Origin of the sequence: Anaerophilus nitritigenes, from assembly GCF_004138215.1 — a bacterium.
Classification (GTDB): Bacteria; Bacillota; Clostridia; order Peptostreptococcales; family Thermotaleaceae; genus Anaerophilus; species Anaerophilus nitritogenes.
Genome location: NZ_RYYS01000062.1, coordinates 24,440 through 35,584 on the forward strand (window position 1 = coordinate 24,440; position 11,145 = coordinate 35,584).

The 11,145-nt window shown below is 30.6% G+C and carries 12 protein-coding genes, 1 riboswitch and 1 other annotated feature; of the genes, 9 read left to right on the plus strand and 3 right to left on the minus strand.

From position 1 onward, the window contains the following. The first annotated feature begins 14 nt into the window (after positions 1-14). Positions 15-500 (plus strand): hypothetical protein, encoded by a 486-nt coding sequence (locus tag EK368_RS09180; RefSeq protein WP_129598741.1) that lies wholly within the window; start codon positions 15-17, stop codon positions 498-500. Between the two features lie 71 nt (positions 501-571). Next, positions 572-787 (plus strand) — a binding site (T-box leader). A 54-nt stretch (positions 788-841) separates the two neighbouring features. Next, the gene (gene serS, locus EK368_RS09185) at positions 842-2,119 is read left to right on the plus strand and encodes a serine--tRNA ligase (protein ID WP_129598744.1); all 1,278 of its coding nucleotides are present in this window, start codon (positions 842-844) and stop codon (positions 2,117-2,119) included. 17 nt (positions 2,120-2,136) lie between these two features. Here serS and EK368_RS09190 read toward each other — a convergent pair whose 3' ends face one another. Then, positions 2,137-2,376, minus strand: a complete 240-nt coding sequence (locus tag EK368_RS09190) for a hypothetical protein (protein WP_129598747.1) — start codon at positions 2,374-2,376, stop codon at positions 2,137-2,139. A gap of 119 nt (positions 2,377-2,495) precedes the next feature. Continuing rightward, entirely contained in the window at positions 2,496-2,678 is a 183-nt protein-coding gene (locus EK368_RS09195; RefSeq protein ID WP_129598749.1) for a DUF6897 domain-containing protein, read from the minus strand. A gap of 325 nt (positions 2,679-3,003) precedes the next feature. On the opposite strand from EK368_RS09195, the gene EK368_RS09200 reads away from it, so the two are divergent. The 6 genes from EK368_RS09200 (at position 3,004) to EK368_RS09225 (ending at position 8,414) form a co-directional block, all read left to right on the plus strand. Beyond that, a complete protein-coding gene (locus tag EK368_RS09200; protein WP_129598752.1) occupies positions 3,004-3,930 on the plus strand; it encodes a DMT family transporter in 927 nt (308 codons plus the stop codon). Between the two features lie 22 nt (positions 3,931-3,952). Further along, entirely contained in the window at positions 3,953-5,011 is a 1,059-nt protein-coding gene (locus EK368_RS09205; protein ID WP_129598755.1) for a tartrate dehydrogenase, read from the plus strand. A gap of 89 nt (positions 5,012-5,100) precedes the next feature. After that, positions 5,101-5,523 (plus strand): HutP family protein, encoded by a 423-nt coding sequence (locus EK368_RS09210; RefSeq protein WP_129598758.1) that lies wholly within the window; start codon positions 5,101-5,103, stop codon positions 5,521-5,523. Between the two features lie 237 nt (positions 5,524-5,760). Further along, a complete protein-coding gene (locus EK368_RS09215; RefSeq protein ID WP_129598761.1) occupies positions 5,761-6,750 on the plus strand; it encodes an ABC transporter substrate-binding protein in 990 nt (329 codons plus the stop codon). Position 6,751: 1 nt separating this feature from the next. Next, entirely contained in the window at positions 6,752-7,657 is a 906-nt protein-coding gene (locus EK368_RS09220; RefSeq protein WP_129598764.1) for an ABC transporter permease, read from the plus strand. After that, positions 7,620-8,414 carry an ABC transporter ATP-binding protein gene (locus tag EK368_RS09225; RefSeq protein ID WP_129598773.1) on the plus strand — a complete coding sequence of 265 codons (795 nt, stop codon included), beginning with the start codon at positions 7,620-7,622 and terminating at the stop codon, positions 8,412-8,414. The genes EK368_RS09220 and EK368_RS09225 overlap by 38 nt, the downstream gene beginning before the upstream one ends. Before the next feature lie 30 nt (positions 8,415-8,444). Here EK368_RS09225 and yugI read toward each other — a convergent pair whose 3' ends face one another. Further along, the gene (gene yugI / locus EK368_RS09230) at positions 8,445-8,831 is read right to left on the minus strand and encodes a S1 domain-containing post-transcriptional regulator GSP13 (protein WP_129598767.1); all 387 of its coding nucleotides are present in this window, start codon (positions 8,829-8,831) and stop codon (positions 8,445-8,447) included. Positions 8,832-9,079: 248 nt separating this feature from the next. After that, positions 9,080-9,205: riboswitch (cyclic di-AMP (ydaO/yuaA leader) on the plus strand. 78 nt (positions 9,206-9,283) lie between these two features. Here yugI and EK368_RS09235 point away from each other — a divergent pair. Next, positions 9,284-10,633 (plus strand): TrkH family potassium uptake protein, encoded by a 1,350-nt coding sequence (locus EK368_RS09235; protein WP_423243540.1) that lies wholly within the window; start codon positions 9,284-9,286, stop codon positions 10,631-10,633. Positions 10,634-11,145 lie beyond the last annotated feature (512 nt).

Here is an 11,145-nt window from a genome sequence, read left to right on the forward strand (position 1 = left end):
TAGGAGGAGAAACTATGCAAAAGGAATATGAGCTAACGACAGGAATTTATTTTGTAAAGCTTATCAAGTATTTGTTTGAAGGATTGTTTGCTTATATCAAAAGAAATGATGAAAAGCTTGAAAAGATATATTATGAAATGATGGATTTACATATAGATTATATAGAAAAATACTATGAGGATGAAGAAAAAGAAGAGCAATTAAAAGAAAGTATCAAGGAGTTAATGAGTATTGTTTCTATAGTAGATGAAGAAGATGTATTAAAAGTAGGAGGTAAAGAATATACAGGTTTAAAATTAAGAAAAAATATTGTACATGATTCATATATAGAACTTTGGCTTATAGAAAAAGAATTATATTTATATATATTTAGAGGAAATGAAAGAAAAGAGGAAATGATTCCATTTTGTATCAATGATCCATATTTAATTAGGTTAAGTCAAGTATATGAATCTTTAAAAGAGAAAAGAATTCTTGGACGATTATCTTTTATGGGTTAAAAAAGAGTAGGTATAAAAAGATAAATATATTGAAATGATATATATAATATGTTAAAATATTTTAAACATGAGCAAAGACAATGAAGGGAAATAGTAAATGATATAGTTTCTTTAGAGAGTCGGTGGAAGGTGCAAACCGATGAAGCTTATGATTGAATCCATCCCTAAGTCACAAACTGAACTAAAAGTAGGTTTTGTCGGGTGCGACCGTTATATCGCTATAAGGTGGACTGAAATATTCAGCCAACAAGGGTGGCAACGCGGAAGAATAACCTTTCGTCCCTATTTTTAGGGATGGAGGGTTTTTTATATTTTTTTATAAAGTAGAAGGAGGAAATAAAATGTTAGATATTAAAAGAATTAGAACGAATTTAGATGAAGTGAAGGAATTGGTGGAAAGACGTGGGCATGGAGATTATGGAATTCATACAGTAGTGGAATTAGATGAAAAAAGAAGAGAAATTCTTCAAGAAGTAGAACAAATGAAAAATAGACAAAATACAGTTTCTAAAGAAATTCCAAAACTTAAAAAAGAAGGTAAGGATGCATCAGGTGTTTTAGAAGAAATGAAAGAGTTATCTAACAAAATAAAAGAATTAGATGAAGAAGTAAAAAATATAGAAATACAAATCAAAGATATTCTTTTGGGAATTCCAAATACACCACATCCAAGTGTTCCTGTAGGAAATACAGATGAAGATAATTTAGAGGTAAAAAAATGGGGCGAGCCTACAACGTTTGATTTTGAACATAAAGCTCATTGGGATATTGGTATAGATTTAGGAATATTAGATTTTGAAGCAGCAGCTAAAATTACGGGTACAAGATTTACTGTATACAAAGGATTAGGAGCAAGATTAGAAAGAGCTGTTGTAAACTTTATGCTAGACCTTCATACCACAGAGCATGGATTTACAGAAATACTACCACCATTTATGGTAAATAGAGACAGTATGACAGGAACTGGACAACTTCCAAAATTTGAAGAAGATATGTTTCATATTCCAAGTAAGGACTTTTTCTTGATTCCAACAGCAGAAGTTCCCGTAACAAATCTGTATATGAATGATATTTTAGAAGGAGAAAAACTTCCTGTTTACCATACAGCTTATACACCATGTTTTAGAAAAGAAGCAGGTTCAGCAGGAAGAGATACAAGAGGTTTAATTAGACAACATCAATTTAATAAAGTGGAACTTGTAAAATTTTCAAAGCCGGAAGAATCTTATCAAGAATTAGAATCACTACTTTTAGCAGCAGAAGAAATATTAAAAAGGCTAAATATTCCTTATAGAGTCGTAAAGCTTTGTACAGGAGATTTAGGTTTTAGTTCTGCTTGTACTTATGATATTGAAGTATGGATGCCAAGCTATGGAAGATATTTAGAAATTTCTTCTTGTAGTAACTTTGAAGATTTTCAAGCAAGACGTTCAAATATAAGATTTAGACCAGAGTCAAAAGGAAAAGTTGAATATGTGCATACTTTAAATGGATCAGGACTCGCAGTAGGAAGAACGGTAGCTGCTATTTTGGAAAATTATCAACAAGAGGATGGATCTGTCATTATTCCAGATGCATTAAGAGGATATATGGGTGGAGTAGAAAAGCTTACAAAATAAGAAGGCTTATAGCCTTCTTATTTTGCACAAAACGCCACAATATCTTTTCCTAGTATATAGATCATTGTACCATTTTGAAGAAGTACGAGGATATTGTTAAGATATGGAAATATAACTTTTCCTTCATGAATGTACCCATTTACTGTAAATACTCGAATAGAAATTCCACGGTATTTTTCTTTGATTATTTTTATGATAGGTAGCTCATTATTTTGTATAAAGGGTGGATAAGAATTTTGAATATTAATGATATCCATTAAAAAAACCCTCTTTCAATGAGTATATAAAAGACGTATATGATCATCATATGTAAAAAGGGAAAAATTGCATACAAAAAAGTTTGGCATGAATTTGATTCATACCAAACTTTTTACAATTATAAAGGTCTAAAAGCGACGATTTGATCTCCTGCAATGGTAGTTAAGATACCACCACTACTTAAAACAACCAAAGTATCTGATCCATCTGCAACGGAACCAGTAAAAGTAAATCCTCCTTCGGTAAAGACTTCAATATCTATACCTTGGAATTGAGTTTTTATAATTTGTACAATAGTCATAAAAGAGCCTCCTTTTTTAGATATGATAAGAGACAAATTTTATATTTCATTTTAGGTTGTCCTCTCTTATCTCACTACATAGTATGATTGTCCACTAAAAAGGTTCTTCTTTTTAAAAAATAAAAAACTATGAAAATATGAGAAAATTTTTATAATAAGGCTATATGTTTAAATTCATTTCTAAACATAGGAATAGAAAAAATATTGAAATTGGAATTTTATTTTTATATAAAATGATAAGCTTGACGTAATAAAGGTTTCATGAGACTATAAATTAGGAACTATTTTTAATAATCAAAAAATTTCATATAAGGAGGAGTGGGATATGTATGGATCAGATAAAAGGGTGGATACAAAAAAAAGTTTACTAGCAGATTTTTCTTTATTTTTAGTAGCCATTATTTGGGGTGGAGGATTTATCTTCATGAAGGATAGTTTGCATATCTTAAAGCCCTTTTATATGAATGGTATTAGATTTACATTAGCTTTTGTGACAATGACGATAATATTTTGGAAAAGATTTATTAAAATTACAAAGAAGGATTTTATTTCTGGAACTATTGTAGGAATTTTTCTATTCTTGGCATTTATTATTCAAACAATAGGATTACAATATACAACTGCTAGTAAATCAGCATTTTTAACAGGAACAAATGTAGTGATTGTTCCATTTTTAGTATGGGGTATGACTAGAAGAATACCAAGCTGGCATGCTATGATCGGTGCATTTTTAACAGCTATAGGAATTGGACTTTTAACTCTTCAAGGAAGTTTACATATTGGAATTGGAGATAGTCTTACACTAATATGTGCAGTATTATTTGCAGTACATATTACTTTGGTAGGTCATTTTGCAGAGGATATGGATCCAATTACACTTGCTATGATTCAAATAGGAGTAACAGGAGTATTTAGCTTGATAGGAGCATTTATATTTGAACCTGCACCTGTATTTGAAGGAAATCTTAGGGATATAACAATTGCAATTGGCTATATGACTTTTGTATCTACTATGGGAGCTTTACTCATTCAAAATGTTGCACAAAAGTATACGCCATCTACTCATGCAGCTATTATTTTATCCTTAGAAGCTGTATTTGGAACGATATTTGGAATAATTTTCTTAGGAGATCTATTAACTTCTAAGATGATCTTAGGATGCTTATTAATTTTTTGTGCAATTATTATTACTGAAACAAAATTAAGCTTTATATTTACTCATAAAAAAGAAAATAATGAAACAATGAGATGATGAAATACAAGGAGGAAAATTTATGAAAAAATACAATATTGCAGTAATACCAGGAGATGGAATTGGAATAGAAGTTATGAATGAAGGAATTAAGGTTTTAAATGCTCTTAAAAATATAGAGTTTACTTTTGATTGGTATGATTGGGGATGTGAATATTATTTAAAAAACGGAAAAATGATGGATGATGATGGATTGGAAAAGTTAAAAAAATATGATGCCATTTTACTTGGAGCAGTGGGATTTCCAGGAGTTAAAGATCATATATCTCTTAGAGGACTTCTTTTAAAAATTAGACAGGGTTTTAATCAATATATCAACTTAAGACCTGTTAGGCTTTTAGATCAAAGAGATTGTCCACTTAAAAATAAGGTTGCTAAAGATATTGATATGGTATTTGTAAGAGAAAACACAGAAGGTGAATATGCAGGAGTAGGAGGAATACAACGGGAGGGAACAGATGATGAAGTAGCAATTCAAACAAGTATTTTTACCAAAAGAAATACTAAAAAACTAATGAAATATGCATTTGAATTGGCAAAGAAAAGAGATAAATTTCATAAAGTAACAAGTGTAACAAAATCTAATGCTCTTAATTACAGCATGGTTTTTTGGGACAAAGTTTTTGAAGAAACAGCAAAAGAGAATAAACGGATACAAACAGAATCTTTTCATGTAGATGCTACAGCTATGTATATGTTACAAAAACCAGAAAACTTTGATGTGATTGTTACTTCTAATCTTTTTGGAGACATTCTTACAGATCTAGGAGCTTGCCTACAAGGCGGATTAGGCTTTGCAGCAGGTGCTAATATCAATCCAGAAAGAGAGTATCCATCTATGTTTGAACCTGTTCATGGATCAGCTCCAGAGATTGCAGGAAAGAATCTTGCAAATCCTATAGCCATGATTTGGTCTGTAAAAATGATGCTTGATTTTTTAGGACATGAGGATTTAGGACATAAAGTAATGAAAGGAATTGAGAGAGCTTTAGAAAATAGAGAAAAACTAACTCCTGATTTAGGAGGTAAGGGTACTACATCACAAACAGGAGATATTATATGTGAATATATGAAAGGATAATATCTAAGGTAGATGATTTTATGTTTACGTAATATTAGTAGATAGATATAATAAATAGAACGATATAAAGACTATTTGGAGGTGAAAAGATGAAACTAGATAGTATTGATGTAGCCAGAGCATCAGTTGAAATTGCTATTTCTTCTTCAAGAACTATGGAGGAAGAACAAATACAAAAGCTAAAGGAAAAAGGAATAAAAGGTGCAGCTGTAGATATAGGGGGAAACTTAATTCAGTCTATTCCTAAGATTATTGAAAGAGCTATTATTGCATCTAGAAAAACAGGGGTTATAAAAGAGTCTCATGTGTATGATGGAGCTGTAGCAGGAGCAGCAAGAGAGGCAATCATGCAGGTTGCTATGAAGGCAAATGGACTCAATGTAGGAGGAAAGATCGGAATTGCAAGGAGCGGAGAACATTTAAGTGTATGTATTTTTATGAGTATAGGACTACTTCATTTAAATGAAGTAGTTATGGGACTTGCACATCGTTCTGTACCAGAGCATATATAAATATTTCAAAAATAGGATTGACATTTATATAGGATTGAAATATAATATGATAAAAATTAGTAGGCAACTAGTAGGCAGTTTTGTAGAATGGTAGAAATGTAGTTTGAAAAAAGGTAGCTTAGGTAGAATGGTAGGGAGAATAGAAGTCCTTTTAAAGGATTTATTTGTGTATGCAAAAACTCTCTTACTGGGAGTTTTTTTATTTTTAAAAATCAAAATAATTAGGAGGATGGTAGTATGGTAGGGAAAAATTTATTTAAAAAAGTAGCACTATTTTTAGTAGGTGTAGTATTTTTGGTAGGATGTAGTGGACAAACAACTTCAGATAATCAAAAGGAAAAGATTCAAGTAGGTATTAGTCAAATTGTTGAACATCCAGCACTAGATGCAGCAAGACAAGGTTTTGAAGATGCTTTAGAAGAAGAGTTTTCAGAAAAGGTAAATATTGATTTTCAAAATGCTCAAGGAGATATTCCAACAGCCCAAGTTATTGCAAAAAACTTTGTATCACAAAAAAAAGATATGATATTTGCTATTGCAACACCAGCAGTACAAGCAGCTTTTAATGCTACAAAGGAAATTCCAATTGTAATGGCTGCAGTCACAGATCCTGTAAGAGCAGAATTAGTAAATTCTTTAGAAAAACCAGGAACAAATGTAACAGGAACTATTGATATGGCACCTATAGATCAACAGTTTCAATTATTAAAAACATTGATTCCTAATGCAAAGAAGGTAGGGATTTTATACAATACAAGTGAAATCAATTCAGAAATTCAAATGGAAATGGCAAAGAAGGAAGCGAACAAATTAGGATTAGAAGTCATTACATCAGGAGTTACGAATGTAAATGAAGTATCACAAGTATTAAGTAGCTTTTTAAAGGATGTTGATGTTTTATATACTCCTACAGATAACTTAGTAGCATCATCTATAACACTGATTACTTCAGAATGTACAAAAAAAGGGATTCCTGTAATAGGAGCAGAAGAAGCTCATGTAAAAGGTGGAGCTTTAGCAACAGAAGGAATCGATTACTACAAATCAGGATTTGAAGCAGGAAAAATAGCTATAGAAATATTAAAAGGAAGAGATCCAAAGGATATAGCGATTAGCCTAGCAAAGGATAATCAATTGGTGATCAATATGGATGTCGCTAAAAAATTGAATATTCAAATACCAAAAGACTTACAAAATAAAGCACAAATTGTAGAAAGTGGTGAGTAATATGGACTTTTGGATTAATATATTAGAACAAGGATTATTGTTTGGAATTATGGTATTAGGAGTATATATTACTTACAAAATACTAGATTTTCCAGATCTTTCGGTAGATGGGAGTTTTCCTCTTGGAGCGGCAGTAACAGCTGCTGCTCTTATCAAGGGGATACATCCTATTTTTGCTATTTTCTTATCATGTATAGCTGGAATGATGGCAGGCGCAGTGACTGGATACCTTCATGTAAAAATCAAAATAACAAATTTATTATCGGGTATTTTAGTAATGATTGGATTATATTCTATTAATTTAAGAATTATGCAAAAAGCTAATGTTCCTCTTTTTAATCAAAAAACTATTTTTAGTATAGGGATACAACCTATTTGGATTATTTTATTATTTGCATTATTTATCAAAATTTTATTAGATATTTTTCTAAAAACAAAGTTTGGATTTTTATTAAAAGCTACAGGAGATAATCCTCAATTGGTTACTTCTTTAGGGATAGATATAGGTTTTACAAAGATAGTTGGGCTTATGCTGTCTAATGGACTTGTAGCTTTATCTGGATCATTAGCAGCCCAATATCAAGGGTTTTCAGATATAGGAATGGGTACAGGAATTGTTGTAATGGGGCTTGCATCCATTATATTTGGAGAAGCCGTTTTAAGAAAAGTTTCATTTATTCTTCCTACAACTATGGCTTTAGTAGGTTCTATGCTTTATAAAATGAGTATGGCTTTTGCACTCAAATTGAGATTTCCAACTACAGATTTAAAATTGATTACTGCTGTGATTGTAGCATTAGCACTGGCATTAAATGAGAAAAAAATTGGAGCTTCTATTAAAAAAATATTTATAGTAGGAGGTGAGTGTCCTGTTACAAATACAAAATCTATCAAAAACATTTCATAAAGATACAGTGAATGAAAAAATAGTATTTGAAAAATTTTCATTGCAGGTAGAAAAAGGAGATTTTATTACGATTATAGGAAGTAATGGAGCGGGAAAATCTACTCTTTTAAATATGATATCTGGATCTATTCCTATGGATATGGGAAATATTCTTTTAAGAGAAAAAGACATTTCTAAGGAAGCAGAATATAAAAGAACAAAAATGATAGGAAGAGTATTTCAGGATCCTACCATGGGAACATCTCCATCTATGACTATATTTGAAAATCTTTCTATGGCAGCTCATAAGGGTAAGAAATTTAATTTAACTATGGGTATTTCTAAAAAAGATATTTCTCAATTTATAGACTTAGTAGGACAGCTTTCTTTAGGACTGGAGGAGCAGATGAATACTAAGGTAGGATTGTTATCTGGAGGACAAAGGCAAGCATTAGCTCTTTTGATGTCTACGATTTCAAATCCTGATGTTCTTTTGTTAGATGAACATACAGCAGCTCTGGATCCAAGGACTTCTGAAAGAATTATAGAACTGACTCAAAAGATTGTAGAAGAAAAAAAAATTACAACTTTAATGGTAACTCATAATCTTCATCAAGCTATATCCATAGGCAATAGATTGATTATGATGCACAAAGGAAATATTATATTAGATATAAAGGGACAACAAAAAAATGAATTAACTATAGAGAAGCTTTTAAATTGTTTTGAAACAGTTCAGAAGGACGATGTATTTAGTGATCGATTGCTATTTTCATAATAAAAAAATCAACCATATTGGTTGATTTTTTTATTTATCGGATTGTTGCATCCAAGCTTTTAATTGATCTGCAAGAGGATTAAAAGCTTCTTTGTTTTCAGGATCTTGGTAGTTCATATTGTTTTTCTTTGGTTTTGGACGACGAGGACGATTTTCTTGAGTAGCTTCTGGAGCAGGTTGTGTTTCACGAATAGAAAGTGAAATTTTTCCGGACGTTTCGTCTACAGAAAGTACTTTTACTTGTACTTCATCTCCAATAGAAAGAAATTCATTAATATCTTTCACAAATGCATGAGCTACTTGTGAAATATGAACCAATCCTTCTTTTCCTTCTTCAAGTGCTACAAAAGCACCAAAGGGTTTAATGGCAGTAACTTTGCCAGTAAGAATGTTTCCTGTTTGAATAGTATTTGACATAAGCACAACTCCTAATTCTTTTTTTCCTATTTAGTATACCACAATGACGTAAAAAAACAAGGAAATGAGAAATTTGTTCTTTAATTTAAAAAGATATGAATATGGATTATCTATAAGAAAATAAGATCAATACTAAAAGAATGTGGTATAATTTAGAAAAACAGATATATTTGTATAAGAATGAGCGTATAAGCATGAGAATTGTTTTTGACGAATAATTAGAGCAATTCTATAATTAATAGTTAATAAATAAAATAATGCTGAATTCTAAATAGAAGCGGGGGACCCTTTTTAGGGGGCGAATTCCATAAGGATAGGATAACTCTTTCAATCCGAGCCCGACAGCTAACCTCGTAAGCATTGAAAGAGGAAACAACGGCATAGAAAACCATGGTTTCTTTATGCTTTTTTTTATTTTTGAAAATTTGATAGTTGGTGGTGTATGAATGAAAATGAGAAAGAAACATGACTTATTTCAATTAGATCCTAGTCAAATTCTAGTTTTAGGATTTTTGATTGTTATTATGATAGGAGCTATACTTTTAAATCTTCCTATCGCGTCTAGAAATGGACAAAGTGTAGGATTTATAAATGCTTTTTTTACAGCAACTTCAGCAGTATGTGTTACAGGTCTTGTAGTAGTAGATACTGGAACACATTGGACTGTTTTTGGACAAACTATTATTATACTTTTGATTCAAGTTGGCGGGTTAGGATTTATGACTATGGGTACTTTTATTGCATTTTTGTTTGGAAAAAAAATCACATTAAAAGAGCGTCTTGTGATGAAAGAGGCTTTAAGTCAATTTTCTATGTCTGGGATTGTTAGATTTACAAAATATATTCTTATTACTACTTTTATCATTGAAAGTATAGGAGCTATTTTATTATCTTTTAAATTTATTCCTAGATTTGGATGGATCAAAGGAATTGCATATGGAATTTTTCATGCTATTTCTGCATTTTGTAATGCAGGATTTGATCTAATAGGAAATTTTTCAAGCCTTACAGGATATGTAGATGATATTTTGGTCAATTTTGTAATATGTACTCTTATTATAGGTGGAGGACTTGGATATACTGTTATTCTTGAAATGATTACAAAAAAAAGATTTAGTAGATTTTCTCTTCATTCAAAAATGGTTTTATCCAGTACAATCATATTAATTGTAGTAGGAGTTGTTGCTATTTTTCTTTTAGAATATAATAATCCAGATACTTTAAAAAACCTAAGCTTTAAAGGGAAGTTCATTTCGTCTATGTTTCAGTCTGTCTCACCAAGAACTGCTGGATTTAATACATTACCTATAGACAAAATGACTATGGCATCTATATTTTTTATAATTCTTTTAATGTTTATAGGAGGATCTCCAGCAGGAACAGCAGGAGGAATTAAAACTACAACAGCAGGAGTGCTCATACTAACTATTATTTCTGTTATTAAAGGAAAAGATGATACAGAAATTTTTAATAGACGTATTGCAAAAGAACTGATTAATAGAGCATTAGCAGTTATTGGAATTGCTATGATGATAGTAATTATTATGACAATACTTCTTTCTATAACTGAGGTAGGTTTTGAATTTATTGAAATATTATTTGAAGTAGTTTCAGCATTTGGTACCGTAGGACTGTCTATGGGAATTACTTCTAAGCTTACTCATATAGGAAAAATACTCATTGCCGTTACTATGTTTGCAGGTAGAGTAGGACCTCTCACCATTGCAGTAGCTTTAGCAAAAAAACAAAAGAAAGAAAAAGCATGCATCAGGTATCCAGAGGATAAAGTAATCGTAGGATAGACGGTTGTATAATATATAAGATTTTGGAATTATAAAATCAATGATGATTCAGATTTAATAGAACCATAAAGTTTATTCATATAACTATCATATTAATATATAAATAATCAAACAATATATAGTATATAAAGCACATCTATCCACAAATTATTGTGGATAGATGTGGATAACTAATAAAAAATTTAAAAACATATTCCCTAATTATTACAAAAATATTAAAATGTATTCTGGTATACAAGAAGAAAGAAGAGGGGATAAAATAAAGAATAACCTATAGGGAATAAAATAGATATTGACAAAAAATAATAATATATGATAAGATGAAATGAAAATAAATAAGGAGCCTTTAAATCGGTCCAGAGAGACTGAAAAGGATGTGAAAAGAAAAGATACACATATAGTGATATCTATTCTTAATGTAATCAAAACCTTTTGTCTCTTGGCAAAAGGTTTTTTGGCTCTATGTCAATAGTTGGGGTGGGATTGTTCATAATCCTGCTCCATTACTTTAT